General features: G+C 42.1%; 18 protein-coding genes and 1 riboswitch. Of the genes, 13 read left to right on the top strand and 5 right to left on the bottom strand.

What is annotated here, in order from left to right; all coding sequences use genetic code 11:
* The first annotated feature begins 12 nt into the window (after positions 1-12).
* The 3 genes from rpe to WC615_RS02235 all read left to right on the top strand — a co-directional run bounded on the left by rpe (position 13) and on the right by WC615_RS02235 (position 2,974).
* On the top strand, positions 13-663 hold the full coding sequence (rpe, locus tag WC615_RS02245; protein ID WP_067059799.1) for a ribulose-phosphate 3-epimerase: 651 nt from the start codon (positions 13-15) through the stop codon (positions 661-663).
* A gap of 200 nt (positions 664-863) precedes the next feature.
* The gene (gene serC / locus WC615_RS02240; RefSeq protein WP_372976517.1) at positions 864-1,931 is read left to right on the top strand and encodes a 3-phosphoserine/phosphohydroxythreonine transaminase; all 1,068 of its coding nucleotides are present in this window, start codon (positions 864-866) and stop codon (positions 1,929-1,931) included.
* An 89-nt stretch (positions 1,932-2,020) separates the two neighbouring features.
* Positions 2,021-2,974: a D-2-hydroxyacid dehydrogenase gene (locus WC615_RS02235; protein ID WP_372976516.1), complete on the top strand. Its 954-nt coding sequence runs from the start codon at positions 2,021-2,023 to the stop codon at positions 2,972-2,974.
* Positions 2,975-3,073: 99 nt separating this feature from the next.
* Here WC615_RS02235 and WC615_RS02230 read toward each other — a convergent pair whose 3' ends face one another.
* Positions 3,074-4,318: a hypothetical protein gene (locus WC615_RS02230; protein WP_372976515.1), complete on the bottom strand. Its 1,245-nt coding sequence runs from the start codon at positions 4,316-4,318 to the stop codon at positions 3,074-3,076.
* 96 nt (positions 4,319-4,414) lie between these two features.
* Between WC615_RS02230 and WC615_RS02225 the strand changes: the two genes are divergently transcribed.
* Entirely contained in the window at positions 4,415-4,948 is a 534-nt protein-coding gene (locus WC615_RS02225) for a DinB family protein (protein ID WP_372976514.1), read from the top strand.
* A gap of 163 nt (positions 4,949-5,111) precedes the next feature.
* On the opposite strand, the gene WC615_RS02220 is transcribed toward WC615_RS02225, so the two are convergent.
* Positions 5,112-5,711 carry a hypothetical protein gene (locus WC615_RS02220; RefSeq protein WP_372976513.1) on the bottom strand — a complete coding sequence of 200 codons (600 nt, stop codon included), beginning with the start codon at positions 5,709-5,711 and terminating at the stop codon, positions 5,112-5,114.
* A gap of 295 nt (positions 5,712-6,006) precedes the next feature.
* On the opposite strand from WC615_RS02220, the gene thrS reads away from it, so the two are divergent.
* The 4 genes from thrS to rplT all read left to right on the top strand — a co-directional run bounded on the left by thrS (position 6,007) and on the right by rplT (position 9,216).
* The gene (thrS, locus tag WC615_RS02215) at positions 6,007-7,932 is read left to right on the top strand and encodes a threonine--tRNA ligase (RefSeq protein ID WP_372976512.1); all 1,926 of its coding nucleotides are present in this window, start codon (positions 6,007-6,009) and stop codon (positions 7,930-7,932) included.
* 1 nt (position 7,933) lies between these two features.
* On the top strand, positions 7,934-8,500 hold the full coding sequence (gene infC, locus WC615_RS02210; RefSeq protein ID WP_067059793.1) for a translation initiation factor IF-3: 567 nt from the start codon (positions 7,934-7,936) through the stop codon (positions 8,498-8,500).
* Between the two features lie 94 nt (positions 8,501-8,594).
* The gene (gene rpmI, locus WC615_RS02205; protein ID WP_067059792.1) at positions 8,595-8,795 is read left to right on the top strand and encodes a 50S ribosomal protein L35; all 201 of its coding nucleotides are present in this window, start codon (positions 8,595-8,597) and stop codon (positions 8,793-8,795) included.
* A 76-nt stretch (positions 8,796-8,871) separates the two neighbouring features.
* Entirely contained in the window at positions 8,872-9,216 is a 345-nt protein-coding gene (gene rplT / locus WC615_RS02200) for a 50S ribosomal protein L20 (protein WP_067193249.1), read from the top strand.
* Positions 9,217-9,397: 181 nt separating this feature from the next.
* Here the strand turns inward: rplT and WC615_RS02195 are convergent, their stop codons facing one another.
* The gene (locus WC615_RS02195; protein ID WP_372976511.1) at positions 9,398-10,237 is read right to left on the bottom strand and encodes an SRPBCC family protein; all 840 of its coding nucleotides are present in this window, start codon (positions 10,235-10,237) and stop codon (positions 9,398-9,400) included.
* A gap of 112 nt (positions 10,238-10,349) precedes the next feature.
* A riboswitch (cobalamin riboswitch) is annotated at positions 10,350-10,554 on the top strand.
* Between the two features lie 98 nt (positions 10,555-10,652).
* Here WC615_RS02195 and WC615_RS02190 point away from each other — a divergent pair.
* From WC615_RS02190 to WC615_RS02170, 5 genes are all read left to right on the top strand, one after another.
* A complete protein-coding gene (locus WC615_RS02190; protein WP_372976510.1) occupies positions 10,653-12,677 on the top strand; it encodes a TonB-dependent receptor plug domain-containing protein in 2,025 nt (674 codons plus the stop codon).
* A 10-nt stretch (positions 12,678-12,687) separates the two neighbouring features.
* Positions 12,688-13,746, top strand: coding sequence for a YncE family protein (locus WC615_RS02185; RefSeq protein ID WP_372976509.1), 1,059 nt, complete (start codon positions 12,688-12,690; stop codon positions 13,744-13,746).
* A gap of 50 nt (positions 13,747-13,796) precedes the next feature.
* Positions 13,797-14,363 carry a DUF6580 family putative transport protein gene (locus WC615_RS02180; RefSeq protein WP_372976508.1) on the top strand — a complete coding sequence of 189 codons (567 nt, stop codon included), beginning with the start codon at positions 13,797-13,799 and terminating at the stop codon, positions 14,361-14,363.
* Positions 14,364-14,501: 138 nt separating this feature from the next.
* The gene (locus WC615_RS02175) at positions 14,502-15,194 is read left to right on the top strand and encodes an NAD-dependent deacetylase (RefSeq protein ID WP_372976507.1); all 693 of its coding nucleotides are present in this window, start codon (positions 14,502-14,504) and stop codon (positions 15,192-15,194) included.
* Between the two features lie 2 nt (positions 15,195-15,196).
* Positions 15,197-15,913, top strand: coding sequence for an ATP-binding protein (locus WC615_RS02170; protein WP_372976506.1), 717 nt, complete (start codon positions 15,197-15,199; stop codon positions 15,911-15,913).
* Positions 15,914-16,215: 302 nt separating this feature from the next.
* Here WC615_RS02170 and WC615_RS02165 read toward each other — a convergent pair whose 3' ends face one another.
* Together WC615_RS02165 and WC615_RS02160 are read right to left on the bottom strand one after the other, a co-directional pair.
* The gene (locus WC615_RS02165; RefSeq protein WP_067063720.1) at positions 16,216-16,464 is read right to left on the bottom strand and encodes a hypothetical protein; all 249 of its coding nucleotides are present in this window, start codon (positions 16,462-16,464) and stop codon (positions 16,216-16,218) included.
* Positions 16,461-17,171: a DUF3291 domain-containing protein gene (locus WC615_RS02160; RefSeq protein WP_372976505.1), complete on the bottom strand. Its 711-nt coding sequence runs from the start codon at positions 17,169-17,171 to the stop codon at positions 16,461-16,463. Before WC615_RS02160 ends, WC615_RS02165 begins: the two co-directional genes overlap by 4 nt.
* Positions 17,172-17,209 lie beyond the last annotated feature (38 nt).

The raw sequence follows: 17,209 nt of genomic DNA, 5'->3' as shown, positions 1-17,209 counted from the left end.
ATATTTACCGCTATGAACCACCTGATAGCACCTTCTATATTATCTGCCGATTTTGCAAACCTGCAGCGCGATGTTGAAATGATCAATAACAGTGAAGCCGACTGGTTTCATGTGGATATTATGGATGGGATGTTTGTGCCCAATATCTCGTTTGGTTTCCCGGTGGTGAAGGCTACCAAGCAGCACGCCACCAAACCATTGGATGTGCACCTGATGATTGTTGAGCCCGACCGTTACCTGAAAGATTTTGCCGAAGCCGGTGCAGATAGCATTACCGTGCATTATGAAGCCTGTCCGCATTTGCACCGCACCGTACAGGCTATAAAACAATTGGGCTGCAGGGCAGGAGTGGCCATTAACCCGGCTACACCAACAGCCATGTTAAAAGATATTATTGCCGATCTGGATCTAGTGCTGGTCATGTCGGTAAACCCCGGTTTTGGCGGTCAAAAGTTTATTGAGCACACCTACACCAAGGTTGCCGAAGTAAAAGCCATGAGTGCCAACACTAATCCAAACTTGTATATAGAGGTTGACGGGGGCGTGGGCGAACAAAATATTAAAGGCCTAATTGAGGCCGGAGCCAACGTTTTTGTAGCCGGTAATTCGGTATTCTCGGCAGCCGACCAATCCGCGGCTATTTCCCTGCTAAAGCGATCGTGAATTTATCAGTTTGATAATTTACCCCTCCGATAAAGGCTCTGCAATCGTATAATTGCAATTGGAGGACTGTATTGTCCATAAATTCTACATTTTTATAAAAATTAAAAAAATAGTCTATAAAATTTGTCGAATTTATTAACTTCGGCATTTCTTAATACAAAGTTGATAATTAGTTATTAGTCAAATATAGTTCAACCATTATGAAACACAATTTCGGTGCCGGCCCCGGCATATTACCTCACGAAGTTTTAAAACAGGCTGCAGAGGCAGTAGTTGATTTTAACGGAACCGGTCTTTCCCTGCTGGAAATTTCACACCGCTCGCCGGAATTTGAAGCAGTATTGAACGAAGCCGTAAGCCTCGTAAAAGAACTTTTCAGTGTTCCTGAAGGGTACTCTGTTTTGTTTTTGCAAGGTGGTGCAAGCACACAGTTTGCATTAGCGCCTTATAACCTGTTGCCTGAAGGTGGCAAGGCTGCTTACCTGGAAACAGGCGTATGGGCAAACAAAGCCTTAAAAGAAGCAAAATTCTTTGGCGATGTAGAGATTGTTGCTACCTCAAAAGAAAGCAACTTTACTTATATCCCTAAAGATTATACCGTACCTGCTGATGCAGCGTACTTCCACATTACATCAAACAATACCATTTACGGCACACAGCTGCACCAGTTCCCTAAATCACCAATACCGATGGTTTGCGATATGTCGTCAGATATATTCAGCCGCGTGGTTAACGTTGCCGATTTTGGTTTGATCTACGCCGGCGCTCAAAAAAACATGGGCCCTGCGGGTGTTACTTTGGTTATTGTTAAAGATGACCTATTGGGTAAAACCGGCCGCAAAATACCTGCTATGTTCAATTACCAGGTACAGATAGAAGGTGGATCGATGTACAACACGCCTCCTTGCTTTGCTATCTACGTATCTATGCTTACCCTTAAATGGTTAAAAGCAAAAGGTGGCGTATCGGCTATCGAGGTGGAGAACGATGCGAAAGCAAAAGTACTTTACGATGCCATTGACAGCAACCCATTGTTTAAAGCCGTTGCCGCGCCTGAAGACCGCTCACACATGAACGTTTGCTTTGTGGCCGAAAACCCTGAGCACGAAAAACCATTCCTTAAACTTTGCGACGAAAAAGGCATTGTTGGCTTAAAAGGCCACAGGAGTGTAGGCGGTTTCCGCGCGTCGATCTACAATGCGTTGCCAATTGCCAGCGTTAATGTGCTTATTGAAGCCATGAACGAGTTTGCTGAGAAAAATAAATAATTTACTTCGTTGTCATTGGGTCATTGAGTCATTAGTCATTTTTAACATGGCAATGACTCAATGACCAATGACTTAATGACCAAAATAAGATGATCAAAATATTAGCTAATGATGGTATCGACCCAATAGGCAAAAAAATGCTGGAAGATGCCGGATTCTTTGTTGAAACCAATAACATCCCGCAGGATGAACTGCCTGTTCGTTTACAGGAGTTTGATGCTATAACTGTACGCAGCGCTACAAAAGTACGCGCAGCATTAATTGATGCTTGCCCAAACCTGAAGCTTATTGGCCGCGGTGGGGTAGGTGTTGATAATATTGATGTTGATTATGCCAAAAGCAAAGGCATCGGCGTGTATAACACACCGGCATCTTCATCACTATCTGTTGCCGAACTGGTTTTCGCACAGTTGTTTACAGGTGTGCGTTTTTTGCATGACAGTAACCGCAAAATGCCTGTTGAAGGCGGTACCAAATTTAACGACCTGAAAAAGGCTTATGCAAAAGGTGTTGAGCTACGTGGCAAAACATTGGGTATTGTAGGCTTTGGCCGTATTGGCCGCGAGGTTGCCAAAATTGCGATAGGCGTGGGTATGGATGTAATTGCTTACGATCTGTTCCAGTTTAACCCTGAAGTGGAGGTTGTTTTGGGTACAGGCGGTACAAAAGTTAACGTAACTGTTAAAGCAGCAACACTTGATGAGATCATCAAAACCGCTGATTTTATAACCCTGCATACACCATTTATTGATAAAGCTTTAATTGGTGCCGAGGAATTGGCGCAGATGAAAAAAGGTGTTCAGCTGATCAATATCTCACGTGGCGGTTTAATTGACGAGCTGGCATTAATAGAAGCCCTTAACAGCGGCCAGGTATCATACGCGGCGTTGGACGTGTTTGATAACGAGCCTACGCCGCGTCAGGAGATCCTGTCTCATCCAAAAATCTCATTAACCCCGCACATCGGCGCCGCCACAAACGAAGCCCAGGAGCGTATAGGTGTTGAACTGGCCAGCTTAATTATCGGTCATTTTAATAAGTAATATTGTTATCCTGAACTTGTTGAAGGATTTAAGAAGCCCTTGCCGAAAAGCAAGGGCTTCTTGTGTTTACCCACCTCGCAATGACGCGCGGAGGTTATGTTATTTATCCATCCCCCCGGTCAGCGGCTCAGTAGCAGGGGAGTTGTTGATTAGGATCAATAACTGGAACATTTCATCCACATTGGCATATTGGTCTTTATCCATTAAAAAGCTTTTCTGGCCCTTAAATGGTGTGCCTTTAGCTGTCAGGTTAAACAGAACGGCTTTACCGCTATTATTAAATGGCGTTAACAGGTCGCCATCGGTAAAGCTGCCGGTAAAATAATCGTACGTATTGGCTACTTGTTTGTATTTGTTGCCGGTTTTAGTGGTATCTCTGCTTCCCTTTGGCATCATAATATATCCCGCATTATAAACCATTAATGCCGAGCAAATGCCTTTAACCGCGCCCGACCGCTTTAACAATGAAGCGAAACGGATATCATTAGGCTGGTCGGTTTGTTTTACGTGGAAGCCACCAAACAGGCCTACAAGCTTTTCATTCTCGAGATGGTAGCGTTGTTTGTAGATGTTGAAGTTCTCCAGCATTACGCTATCGCGGCGCGTATCGGCTGCTTTTTTAAGGGCAACATTCAGCATTTCATAAGTATTTCGCAGTAGGAAATCGGTATCATTAAAATTGTTGCCTAATGCTTTTTTATAGGTATCAATATCAGCTTTATACATCGGGTAGATCCTTACTATTTCGGCAGCTATTTCTTTCCCAACACCTTTTTCACTATCGATCTTATTAAGGGCTAAACCAATAGGTGTATTAGCGTTAGCGCCAGTGAACATCTTGTCCTGTAAGTATTTAATGGCTTTACGATAACCGTGCTCAATATCAACAGGCAGTATAACTATCTTCTTACCTTGGGGCAGGGTTTTGTTTAGGGTATAAAGTTTCTTAAAAAGCTGGTGCACACTTTTATTGTAGTAATAGGTACCGTTATATTTTTCAAAACCTGCTAAGTAAGCCGAATCGTTACCTGTTTTTAAGTAATCGTTTAACAGGATGCCATCCAGATAGCCCAACTCCATAAACAGATATTTTACACCGGCTTTTTGTTGCAGATAGTTCACCAGGTCGTACTGCAAATCGTAAGAGTAGGCTATGCCATGCCCTTCGCCGATCATGAATAGCTGGTTCTTTAAAACTTCGGGGGTAAACACACGCTCCATGTTTTTAAAACTGCCATCCCAGGTAGCGGAGTTTTGGGTGAGGTATGCGGCTTTTTCTTTTTGTGCGAAGGCTGCCGTTGTATTCAACAAAACCGCTAATGCAAGTATATATTTAAGTTTCATCTAAAAATCGACTATTTGCTGCAAAGACGATGATAATTTATAAAATGTTGCAGCGTTTATATTTTATTTTTACAGCACAACAAACTACCTGTAAATATGCGCGTTATACAACCACCCAAGCCCGGCGACTACCCGCCGTACGCTATTATGTATATGAAACTGATACCAACCGACGGGCTGCTGCTTAAATACCTGCAGAATAACTTTTACAGGGTAAAGGAACTGATCTATTCGCTGCCCGAAGAGCGCTTATTGTACCGTTATGCGCCGGGCAAATGGAGCATCAAAGAAACGCTGGTACATATTATTGATGACGAACGCATATTTGCTTACCGCGCCCTGCGTTTTGCCCGTAACGAGCAGCAAAACCTGATAGGGTTCGATCAGGATAGTTACGCCAAATATTCGGGCGCAGACAAACGCGGACTGGACAATATTTTTGAGGAATACGAAGCGGTAAGGCTGGCAACCATAGCCTTGTTTAACGGCCTGCCCGAAGAGGCTTTCGACAGGATGGGGCATGGCACCGGCAGCGCCAATGATGCAACTGTAAGGGCTTTAGGTTACCATATTGCCGGGCATGAAATGCATCATTATAATTTGATAAAAAGTAAGTATTTGACGATATAGATATTGGGCTGTTGTCATCATAGAAACGCGATACTTCGCGTTTTATTAGATTATGCAGGATTTGCATGAGGGAGAGGCGGGTATCGCGTCTCTACAGCATCGCTTATTTCATTATTCTCCCCGCCCGTGTTAGAGCAACACCAACACGGCCAAAATTTATTCCTTATTTTCGTTCTATATCGAGTATCCGTTCTTTTTTATTCATATCCATAAGGTTGGCAACTGTTAATGTGTCTTCTGTCGTGGCGTAGCCCTTATATCTTAAATCGTTAATATCTGTTGCGCGATCAATTTGATAGTTATTGGCAAACAAAAACACACTATCTTTTTTAACCCGACTTACCTTGGCTAGGGTATACGCGTTATCTTTTAATTTTATATGCAAGATATCGTTCTTTTTTAACGAAGGGATCATTTTCGTTACCTTATTTGCCGTTTGCCTCTCAGATATATTAACGGCGATTGCAGTTATGACAATCACACCAATACCAGTGTATGTCCATATCGGTCTGTTAGTTTGCGATTTCATATTATCACAAGTTACCCTAAGCGTTAGGGGCATTTTTTCGAAGGATAAAACCTGGCGACAATGCATGCATTCCGAAGAACCTATTTTGGTTATAGGGAAAATAGGGATCCAAAAAGCATGCGCCCATTGCTGCCAAATGTTCATTTGCATACTGCCTTGCGTTTTACAATTGGGGCAAGGGTCTGCTGTGTACTCAGTTTTAATGATTTTAGATCTTGTACCGTAAACAATCATGATTTGTGAAAGAGTTTATTGTGATGTTTTAGTTGCCCTGAAAATACTTAAAAATTCTGTACCTCAAAATCTACCTTTAATATAAAATTGGCTTTTTTTCACTGTTGTTGGTGACAACACCAACACGGCGAAAAACATTGGGCTGTTGTCATCGTAGAGACGCGACACTATCGTATATTTCATAATTTACTTTCGCTGTATAAATAAAATCCTATTTTTGCGATAAGTTCAAATCGCGTTAGTATGCGATTGGTTACAATTCACATATTTATTAAAATTTAAATCATAGTTGTAGATGATTAGTATTACACTTCCCGATGGTTCCGTTCGTCAGTACGACAAAGGGATCACTTCCATGCAGATAGCGCTGTCTATCTCCGAAGGTTTAGCACGTAACGTATTAGCAGCCGAAGTGAATGGCGAGGTTTGGGATGCCAGCCGCCCCATTGAAGAAGATTCGGCCGTTAAATTATTAACATGGAACGATGCAAAAGGTAAATCAACCTATTGGCATTCATCAGCCCACTTACTGGCCGAAGCTTTAGAAGCTTTGTACCCGGGTACAAAATTTGGTATCGGCCCGGCTATCGAAACAGGCTTTTATTACGATGTTGATTTTGGCGATGAGCCGTTCTCGTCAGACGATTTCAAGAAAATTGAAGACAAGGTTATCGAGTTGGCTAAAACCAAAAGCGAATACATCCGCAAACCGGTTAGCAAAGCCGATGCAATTGCATATTTTACCGAGAAAGGGGATGAGTACAAGCTCGACCTGATCAAAGACCTGCCTGATGGCAGCATTACTTTTTATACACAAGGTAACTTTACCGACCTGTGCCGTGGCCCGCACATCCCAAATACAGGCGCTATAAAAGCTGTAAAGCTAATGAGCGTTGCCGGTGCATACTGGCGTGGTGATGAAAGCCGCAAGCAGCTTACACGTATTTATGGGGTTACTTTCCCTAAAGCAAGTGAGCTTACAGATTACCTGCACCTGATAGAGGAAGCCAAAAAACGCGACCACCGTAAATTAGGTAAGGAGCTGGAACTATTCGCATTCAGCGAAAAAGTGGGTATGGGTTTACCGTTATGGTTGCCTAAAGGCACTGCTTTGCGCGAACGTTTGGTAAACTTTTTGCAAAAAGCGCAGGTTAAAGCCGGTTACGAGCAGGTAATTACACCGCATATTGGTCATAAAAACCTGTATGTAACATCCGGTCACTACGAAAAATATGGCGCGGATGCATTCCAGCCGATAAAAACCCCGCAGGAGGGAGAGGAATTTTTCTTAAAACCGATGAACTGCCCGCACCACTGCGAGATCTATAAAACAAAACCACGCTCTTACAAAGACCTTCCCGTTCGTTTGGCGGAGTTTGGTACCGTTTACCGTTACGAGCAAAGCGGCGAGCTGCACGGTTTAACCCGTGTACGTGGTTTTACTCAGGATGATGCGCACTTATTTTGCCGCCCAGACCAGGTTAAAGAAGAGTTTAAAAAAGTAATTGACCTTGTGTTATATGTATTCGGTGCTTTGGGTTTTGATAATTATACTGCACAGGTATCCTTACGCGACCCGAACAACAAAACCAAATACATTGGTACTGATGAGAACTGGGCGCTTGCCGAATCATCGATCATTGAAGCCGCAGCAGAAAAGAACCTGCCAACCATAGTTGAATACGGCGAAGCGGCTTTTTATGGCCCTAAGCTTGATTTTATGGTGAAGGACGCCTTAGGCCGTAAATGGCAGTTAGGTACTATCCAGGTAGATTATAACTTGCCCGAGCGTTTTGAACTGGAATACACTGGCAGCGATAATCAAAAGCATCGCCCGGTGATGATTCACAGGGCACCGTTTGGTTCACTGGAGCGTTTTGTGGCTGTATTGATAGAGCATTGTGCCGGTAATTTCCCTCTTTGGCTGTCGCCCGAGCAATTTATTATCCTGCCTATATCTGAAAAGTATGAAGAATATGCAAAAAAACTTTCAGATGAGTTAAAAGATTCCGATATTTGCGGGCTGATTGACTTTAGAGACGAGAAAATTGGTCGCAAAATACGCGACGCTGAAGTTAAAAAAATCCCATATATGCTGATTGTGGGCGAAAAAGAGGCAACCGAAGGGTTGGTTTCGGTTCGTAAACATGGCACCGGCGATTTGGGAAGTATGAGCATAGAAGAATTTAAAAAACAAATAATTAAAGAAATAACAGTATAACTTGGCTTTAAACAAACCTTTCAACAGAGGACCCAGGCTTCCATTTAAGAAAAAAGAAGCCGAACATAACATCAATCAATTCATACGTGCACAAGAAGTGCGCCTTGTAGGTGATAACGTTGAGCAAGGCATATTCTCATTAAGGGATGCTTTGGCCATCGCACAGGAACAAGAACTTGACTTGGTTGAGATCTCTCCAAACGCAGTACCTCCCGTTTGTAAAGTAACCGATTATAACAAATTCGTTTACGAACAAAAGAAGAAGCTTAAAGAGATAAAAAGCAATGCCAAGCAAACAGTTATCAAAGAGATCCGTTTCGGGCCGAACACTGATGACCATGACTTTGAATTTAAATTAAAGCATGCGCAGAAGTTTTTGGAAGCCGGCGAAAAAGTAAGGGCTTACGTACACTTTAAAGGCCGTGCAATTGTATACAAAGAACAAGGCGAGATATTATTGCTGCGTTTTGCACAGGCGCTTGAAGAATTAGGTAAGGTAGAGCAATTACCAAAGCTGGAAGGAAAACGTATGTTTTTAACTGTTGCTTCAAAAGCACAAAAAAAATAATAAGGTTATAAGTGCAAATGCGTGTGGTATGCAAATGCAATTAAAATAAAACGTTGAGATAACGTAAATCATCTAAAAACAAATAAATAGAGTTATGCCAAAAATGAAAACCAATTCCAGTGCAAAAAAGCGCTTTAGGCTTACTGGAACCGGTAAAATTGCCAGAAAAAACGCATTCAAAAGCCACATCTTAACCAAGATGTCGACTAAACGCAAGCGTAACCTTAGTCACACCAGCTTGGTATCAAAAGCTGACTTAGGCAACGTAAAACGTATGCTTTGCATAGGCAAGTAATTAAACAAATTTTTTAACCAGGTATTAGAGTACAGAAGCTCCTGAAAAGGACACTCACTACCAAAAACAACACAAAATGCCACGTTCAGTTAACGCAGTCGCGTCGAGAAGACGCCGGAAAAGGATCATGATCCTCGCCAAAGGTTATTGGGGATCAAGAAGCAAGGTTTATACCGTTGCAAAAAACACAGTAGAAAAAGGTTTACAGTATGCATACCGTGACCGTAAAACCAAGAAAAGAGAATTCAGAGCTTTATGGATACAGCGTATCAACGCAGGTGCCCGTCAGCACGGAATTTCTTACTCTCAGTTAATAGGTAAGTTAGCCGCTAAAGAAATTGGTTTAAACCGTAAGGTATTAGCTGATTTAGCGATGAATCACCCGGATGCTTTCAAAGCAATCATTGATGCTGTAAAATAATCATAGCATACTTTAAACAAAAAGGCCCCAAATTTCGGGGCCTTTTTGTTTAAAGTATTTTCCGGGATATTTATGGTGACAGTATTTTGTCAGGTGGTAAATTTGAAGATATCTGATTATTAGCTATTTATACATGTTTACAGGCGTTCACGGCAGTGAACGTGAACACTTTATCGCCATTTTACAATGACGAATTTTCTGAACCTTGTTTTTGCCCGTCATCCAAAGGCTCAATATGCGACTGGAAACGGGGTGTGGTATCAATAAACGTTTCCTCTATTATAATTGCCACGGGCTCTTCAAAAACAGCTGCAGATGGTTCACCGCCATCAATATCCATGTATTGTTTAAAGTTGCGTACATCATTATCAACCATATTTTTAAATACAGGGTTTAATATATGCGCAATGCCGCCGCCAAAGCCACCTGCTGGCGGGCGATAGGAGATCACGATATCTACCAGGGTGCCGTATCCATCCGGGCTGTCCTGGAAACGTACCTTTCCGGCATTATCTATCAATGAATCGGGCAACGAACTCCAGCCGATACTGTAACCGGGCTCATCGCGTACTATTTCAGCATCCCAGCTTACTTTAGCCACACCGGTGGGCAGCTTAAGTACCCAGTGCGAATGTTTCTCGTCAATTATTTCTACATTTTCCAGGTGTTTCATAAACAGGGGCAGGTTATCAAGCTTGCGCCAAAAATCATACACTTCCTGTCGTGGTTTATCTATCAGGTATGATGAACGGATATTTACGTTAACCGGCTCGGTACTGTTACGGCCCATACGGGAGTAAAGTTCGCAATGGCCGGTAATGCCGCGGTTTAAAAGGTAGCCGCCTGCTCCAAGCTTTATAATGCTGGAGAAAGGGCTTTTAAATATCCCTTTAAAGCCCGATAAAGCCAGTTTTACACCGCTGGCTATAGAGATAGTACGTTCTGCGGATGATAAGTTGATAGCCGGTCCCTGATCCTCGGCAGGGCCTCTCCATTTATTTTGTATTGCTAATGTTGTCATATACTGGTAGTTTGTATCTTGTTTAACATCATAACAAACCATGAGTTTGCTTTTATTGAAAATTATTTAACCAACGTTACTTTTTAGCCTTTGCTATTAACAATGGTAATACTACATTTGCAGCGCTTTAGGTTTCTTGCCGGTACGTTTACCAGTACGAATTAAAAGGGAATACAGTGTAAATCTGTAACTGTCCCGCAGCTGTAAGCTCCGTTAACCAACGTCCAATCAACAAGTCACTGTTCGCCAACCGGCGGATGGGAAGGCAGGGCAAAGGGGAGTAAGTCAGAATACCTGCCTCAGCATTATATTATTCACAGCTTTCGGGGATTGAAGCTTGGGTGTGAATGCTCTTTTTATACCGGCGTATTTCCATTCTGTACCATTCCTGTATGCTGTAAGTTTTGCTTACAACATGAAAATTAGAATATCAGGTGTTTTTAAATACTCATGGAGTTTATCCGGATATTTTGCGTTGTTGTTTGTTTTTTTACTGCCCTGTTCCAATGCGCTTGCCCAGCAAGACACCAGCAAAAAGCTAAAAGAGGTTGTTATATCATCATCGAAAGCACCTTTCATACAAACCATTACACCATCGCAACAAATTACTTCTGTCGATTTTTCCCGCTACAGTGCCGCAAACGTTGCCGATGCTATTCGCAATTTTGCAGGCGTTAATATTAAAGATTACGGAGGCATTGGCGGTTTAAAAACGGTATCGGTGCGTGGCCTGGGCGCAAACCATATAGCCGTGTTATATGATGGTGTACAAATTAACGACGCCGAGAACGGGCAGGTTGACCTCGGCAGACTTAACCTAAACAATGTACAGGAGATAGCGCTGTATAACGGGCAGCTGCCGAATATCCTTCAGCCGGCACGTTCGTTTGCATCGGCAAGTATTCTTTCCATAATCACCATAAAGCCCCGGTTGGATCCTGGTAAACCCTTTTTGATAACCGTAGCAGCTAAAACAGGTTCGTTTGGTTTGTTTAACCCCTATGTGCAATGGCAACAACGATTGAGTAATAACTGGTCGTTTATAATAAACAGCTATTTGCAGAAAGCCAATGGCCGCTATGATTATATTAATGACGACGGACTTTTTAAAAGCCGGCAAACTCGGGTTGGCTCGGATATAGATGCCCAACAAGTTGATGGTGCACTATATTGGGCCAAAAACGACAGCAGTAAATTCAATTTACACGCTAACTATTATAATTCTGACCGTGGCCTTCCCGGTGCTGTCATCATCAACAAGCCGCCACCGGAAGGCCAGCACTTATGGAACAAAGACTTGTTTTTGCAGGCCGGGTACGATCATCTGTTTAATTCGGGCATTCATATATTGGTAAATTCCAAATTTTCAAGAAATTACCTGCATTACTTTAACCCGCAGTTTCCCAGTACGGCTGGCTTCCTTGATCAAAACTTTACTCAGCACGAGTATTATCAATCTGCAGCGATATCCTACCATCTTTTATCAAACTGGGAGGTCTCGTATGCGGCAGACCTGTCCGTAAATAACATGAGCGCCAATTTGCCAGGCTTTCGTTACCCAACCCGGGTTACTTTATTAAATGTTTTAGCAAGTACTTTGATATTGGGCAAAACCACCTTGCAGGCAAGCCTGCTAAACACCAACGTTACCGAAAGTGTTGCCACCGGTACCACCATTCCGCATCGCAATATATTTTCGCCAACTGTTATGGCTACTATAAAGCCATTTGATGATGCCGGTTTTCAAATAAGGGGATTTTATAAATACATATTCCGGGTACCCACCTTTAATGAGCTATACTATAATTTTATAACCAATACCAAGCTTAAGCCCGAATTTACCAACCAGTACGATCTGGGCTTTACCTACAGTAAGAACCTCGCCGGCCTGTTCGAGTATATCAGCCTCACTACAGATGCTTATTATAACAACGTGATTAATAAGATTGTATATACCCCCAATTTATATAATGGTTCGGTAGAAAATTTCGGAAAAGTTGATATTAAAGGATTGGATGCCGGCTTAAAAACACAGGCCAGGTTAGGGGCGGGGTATAATGCTGTATTGTCGGTTAACTACTCGTACCAGCAGGCACAAAATGTAACCGACCCAACATCTTCAATATATCTTAATCAATTGCCTTATATCCCCAAAAACACATTTGCCTTTAACATAGGGGTAACCAAAGGCCCTGTCGGGGTTTATTATAACCAGCAGCAATTATCATCAAGGTACTATAATAACAATAACAATGATGAGGATTATCTGCCTAAATACACTGTAAGTGATGCCTCAGTAGTGTACAAAGGGGTATGCAAACACCTGCCGGTAATATTATCAGCAGAGGTTAACAATCTTTTTAATAAAAACTATATGGTGGTACAAAGCTACCCCATGCCGGGCCGCTCATTCCGAATTTCATTCCAAATGACCATATAACAACAATAACATGAAACAAATTAAACTTAAGTACCTGTTTATTTCGCTTGCCTTTGCTAGCGTGCTGGCATCCTGTAGTAAGGAAAAAATACAACCAACACCAGATACCCCGGACGCAGAAAGAGCGGGCGTTTATGTTTTAAACCAGGGAGGAATTGGCCACAACAACAGCACGCTAACTTATTACGACTACACCCTTAAAAAACTCACATCGGATATATTCACCGTTGCCAACACCGAAAAGTTGGGTGATACCGGTAACGATCTGGGAATTTACGGTTCGAAAATGTTTATCGTAGTGAATAACTCCGATCTTTTGGATATCGCAGATGCCAAAACCTCCAAGCTGATCAAAAAAATCAACCTTACTCAACCCCGTAGCGTTGTTTTTTATAAGAGCAATGCATTTGTAACTTCTTACAACGGAACGGTATCGGTGATTGATACTACATCACTTACTATTATAAAAACAATAAACGTTGGCCGCAGCCCCGAGCAAATGGTTGTATCAAATGGTAAATTATATGTAGCAAATTCTGGCGGGTTGGATTATCCTAACTTTGATAAAACGGTGTCGGTGATTGATTTAACCACTTTAGCTGAAGCTAAAAAGATAACTGTAACCGTTAATCCAATTACCATTACTGCTGATACATATGGCAATGTGTATGTACTGTCGGCAGGGAACTATGGTGATGTATCTGCGGGTATCACTATTATTGACAATACAACAGATATAGTAAAATCTCAAAGCGATTTAAGCCTTGGTTATAACATCCCTATTGCTGCTTACGGCGATTATGTTTATTATCCAACTGCCGATAATAAAATTGCTATGTATAATGCTAAAACTCAAAAATTAGAACGCGCTAACTTTATTACAGGCGATGTAACTATTACCGCCCCTTACGCCATTACGGTTGATAGTATGACAGGTGAAGTTTTTATTGCTGATGCAAAAGATTATTCATCTAACGGTACGGTGACTGCCTTTGATAAAAATGGCACAAAAGAATACAGTATTGAAACCGGCGTAAACCCAGGCAGGATAACTTTACTAAAGAAATAGCATTTTATATTACAGTGTATAATCAATAAATTTGCGCTACATTACAAAACATGGCATCACAAAAAACAAACACCCGTACTACTGTATTAATGCTTATGATCATTGTATCTATAGCCATGCGTATAGTTACATTAGAATTTCAATGGCTCAGTAACTTTACGCCAATTGGTGCAGTAGCATTATTTGGAGGTACTTACTTTAACGATAAATGGAAAGCCTACGCTGTTGTGCTAGCTTCCATCTTTTTGAGTAACATCCCTATCAATTATTTCTACTTTCATAAAATAATGCTGTTCTCGGTGGGCGATTTGTGGATGTACGGATGTTTTGCAATGATCATATTTGCCGGAACTTTAATTAAAAAACTTACGGTTTACAATGTGGTATTAGTAGCCATACTACCGGTTTTAATTCACTGGTTAGTAATGGATCTGCCGTGGATAACAGGTTATCCAAATACGCTTGCAGGTTATGGTGCATCTTTGGTAGCTGCCATCCCGTTTGAAAAGAATATGTTGTTTGGCGACCTGCTATTTGGAGCCATCCTTTTTGGAGGTTTCGAACTGGCAAAAAGCAAGTATACTGTATTACAGGGAAAAAGACAGCTGGCTTTATAAGTTGATAATATGATATTGAAAAGCGGTTGGCCATTGGTTAACCGCTTTTTTTGTTTGAGGGGCGAAGTATCGCGTCTTAAATGATGCATTTTTGTTTATTTGTAGAGGTGCGATACTTCGCGCGTGATTGAAACTTATATGAAAAACATAATAGTACTCACCGGCGCGGGAATAAGCGCTGAGAGCGGCTTAAAAACGTTCAGGGACAGCGATGGGCTATGGGAGGGATACAACATTGAAGACGTAGCCACGCCCGAGGCCTGGGAGCGCGACCCGGCCATGGTGCAGGATTTTTACAATCAGCGCCGTAAATCGGTTTTAGAAGCCCAACCCAATGCGGCACATTATGCTTTGGCCAAACTGGAAGAAAGGTACGATGTAACCATCATCACCCAAAATATAGACGACCTGCACGAACGCGCCGGGTCAACAAAGGTTGTGCACCTGCATGGTATTATCACCCGTTCGCAATCAAGTGTAAAAGCAAATTTGACTTACCCCATTGATGGATGGGAAATTAAAATGGGAGATACATGTGAGCTTGGCTCGCAATTACGTGCCCATGTGGTTTGGTTTGGCGAAGCTGTGCCGATGATAGAAACCGCCGCGCAGCTTTGCTCAAAGGCCGATCTGTTTATACTGGTAGGAACGTCGCTTGCCGTATACCCGGCAGCCGGACTCATCAACTACGTGCCCCGCGAGGTAACCAAATACATTATCGACCCAAACATTCCCACCGTTAGCAACAGGCGCATTGTAGAGATGCCTTATAAGGCTACGATAGGGGTACCCATGCTGGTTGATGAGTTATTACTTAATTCAGCTAATTAAAAATGACCTCTTGTATATTTAACTGGAGCGGTGGAAAGGATAGTGCATTGGCGCTTTACTATTGCCTGCAAAATCCAGAGCTGGATATCCGCTACCTTGTTACTACGGTTAATGGTGTTGCCGACCGTATATCTATGCACGGTGTTCGTACAGCGTTATTGATACAGCAGGCCGAGAGTGTAGGTATACCACTTTATCAGATCCGTTTACCAGAGATGCCCGATATGGATACCTACGATAAGGTGATGACCACACACCTAACGCATTTTAAAAATGAAGGGATAACGCATTCCATCTTTGGTGATATCTTTTTGGAAGACCTCAGAACCTACCGCGATAAACGATTAGCAGAAGTAAGTATGACCGGGATCTACCCGCTCTGGAAACGTGATACCGGTGAAATAATAAATGAATTTTTATCGCTCGGATTTGGTACGGTGATAGCCTGCGTTCAACATCATCTGGAAGAAATAGTTGGAAAAGAAATAACCCCGGAGCTTATTAAAAACCTGCCCGAAAATGTAGATGTATGCGGAGAAAATGGGGAGTTCCACACCTTCGCTTTTAAAGGTCCGATCTTTAAAAATGAGATTAAATATAAAACAGGGGAGAAGGTATTTAGAGAATATAAGGCTCCTGTAAATTTGAATGATCCCTGCGCAGAAAGCACCGATAAAGCATTATCTGGTTTCTGGTATTGTGATCTTTTACCTGCCTAATTTAAATCACTTTAAAAGACCATCCCAAAAACATTTTGCAACAGGTTACGGATGTATATAATTGCCCCTATAATAGCTAAAAATACACCCAAATAAAATTTTGTTTGTTAATTTTATTTAATATAACTTATTTAATATCAATTATTTACACGATATACATCAGCAGAATATTCAAAGCCAAGAGCTATGTTTTTTTTAGGAAATACAGATTTATACTTAAAAAGCCGCCAAATAAAATTTGGTTATGAATTAATTAAAAATATAAACATCTACTTTACAGCAATATACAACTATTACCTTCACTAGTAGTTATACCTATAAAAAGCATCCTTATAATCAGTGCCCATTGTTACAAAGCGTTCTGCAACGGTCTTCAAAAATGCTTCATCAAGCAATTCAAAAACGCTGTTCACGCCATCTGTCAAATCCATTTCGGGGATTTTGTAGGTCTGCTCAAGGGTGCCTTGTTCTATCTTTACAATATACTTTTGGTTCATGTTCAGGATAGATATTTTAAAATCAGGGTGGGGTAATTCTGCAATTATTCTCATGATGTAATTTGTGTTTTTAGTAACCCTGCAAGCGGGTCTTTTCCGTTAATAGTACCGCTGCTTTCGATGATCCTGAAACGGGCAAAAAGTTCTTCGCTGTACCAATCTTCACTACGTGTTTTTTTAATAACCTCGGCATGTTTACTACCGTACGCAAAAGCCTTCATCTGCTCCATACTTTCCCAAACCGAGAAGGTCGCCTGTCGGTAAACCGGTGCTTCACCCACTCCAAGTGAAGTGATATATCCGGGGGCGCCAACCATCAAATCAGCAACCTCATCCACATGCGCCCAAAAGTTTTTCAACCCGCTCATCCTGATCGTGGCCCGTGTAAGCACACCAACCGGGCCATCGCCTATGGCGTTATTGGGTTTGCCGAATGGTTCTTTACCATCCCATTTACCATGGCTTTGCATCGGCTGGCATAAGAGTGTCCAGGTTTCGCGGCCCAGCACCCTCCACCATTTGCTTACGAAGGACTTTTTAGCAAAGCGATCGTAATCATCCCGGTCATCCCAAACGGCTAACAAGCCCCACTGCTGCCAATCGGGTTGCAGATCGAACGTACCGTTGCGGCCGCTGCCAAGCAGTTTCCAAAAGCTGCAGCCACTTTGGAGCCACATAGGCAGACGGTGCACAGCCATGGCAAGCAGGGCAAATGGTACAAATGTCTTCCGGTAACGAACAATAGTGAGGCTAACAATCATCTTACCTGCTAAATAAAATATTAAATATGAGATTTGGC

This window comes from Mucilaginibacter sp. (assembly GCF_041663085.1).
GTDB lineage: Bacteria > Bacteroidota > Bacteroidia > Sphingobacteriales > Sphingobacteriaceae > Mucilaginibacter.
Note: the sequence above shows the minus strand (reverse complement) of the source record. Positions and strands in the feature narration are given on the sequence as shown.

What these genes read in the sequence shown, in the direction of transcription:
- rpe (WP_067059799.1), top strand. Translation starts at nt 13, where the DNA reads ATGAACCACCTGATAGCACCTTCTATATTATCTGCCGATTTTGCAAAC.
- serC (WP_372976517.1), top strand. Translation starts at nt 864, where the DNA reads ATGAAACACAATTTCGGTGCCGGCCCCGGCATATTACCTCACGAAGTT.
- WC615_RS02235 (WP_372976516.1), top strand. Translation starts at nt 2,021, where the DNA reads ATGATCAAAATATTAGCTAATGATGGTATCGACCCAATAGGCAAAAAA.
- WC615_RS02230 (WP_372976515.1), bottom strand. Translation starts at nt 4,318, where the DNA reads ATGAAACTTAAATATATACTTGCATTAGCGGTTTTGTTGAATACAACG.
- WC615_RS02225 (WP_372976514.1), top strand. Translation starts at nt 4,415, where the DNA reads ATGCGCGTTATACAACCACCCAAGCCCGGCGACTACCCGCCGTACGCT.
- WC615_RS02220 (WP_372976513.1), bottom strand. Translation starts at nt 5,711, where the DNA reads ATGATTGTTTACGGTACAAGATCTAAAATCATTAAAACTGAGTACACA.
- thrS (WP_372976512.1), top strand. Translation starts at nt 6,007, where the DNA reads ATGATTAGTATTACACTTCCCGATGGTTCCGTTCGTCAGTACGACAAA.
- rpmI (WP_067059792.1), top strand. Translation starts at nt 8,595, where the DNA reads ATGCCAAAAATGAAAACCAATTCCAGTGCAAAAAAGCGCTTTAGGCTT.
- rplT (WP_067193249.1), top strand. Translation starts at nt 8,872, where the DNA reads ATGCCACGTTCAGTTAACGCAGTCGCGTCGAGAAGACGCCGGAAAAGG.
- WC615_RS02195 (WP_372976511.1), bottom strand. Translation starts at nt 10,237, where the DNA reads ATGACAACATTAGCAATACAAAATAAATGGAGAGGCCCTGCCGAGGAT.
- WC615_RS02190 (WP_372976510.1), top strand. Translation starts at nt 10,653, where the DNA reads ATGAAAATTAGAATATCAGGTGTTTTTAAATACTCATGGAGTTTATCC.
- WC615_RS02185 (WP_372976509.1), top strand. Translation starts at nt 12,688, where the DNA reads ATGAAACAAATTAAACTTAAGTACCTGTTTATTTCGCTTGCCTTTGCT.
- WC615_RS02180 (WP_372976508.1), top strand. Translation starts at nt 13,797, where the DNA reads ATGGCATCACAAAAAACAAACACCCGTACTACTGTATTAATGCTTATG.
- WC615_RS02175 (WP_372976507.1), top strand. Translation starts at nt 14,502, where the DNA reads ATGAAAAACATAATAGTACTCACCGGCGCGGGAATAAGCGCTGAGAGC.
- WC615_RS02170 (WP_372976506.1), top strand. Translation starts at nt 15,197, where the DNA reads ATGACCTCTTGTATATTTAACTGGAGCGGTGGAAAGGATAGTGCATTG.
- WC615_RS02165 (WP_067063720.1), bottom strand. Translation starts at nt 16,464, where the DNA reads ATGAGAATAATTGCAGAATTACCCCACCCTGATTTTAAAATATCTATC.
- WC615_RS02160 (WP_372976505.1), bottom strand. Translation starts at nt 17,171, where the DNA reads ATGATTGTTAGCCTCACTATTGTTCGTTACCGGAAGACATTTGTACCA.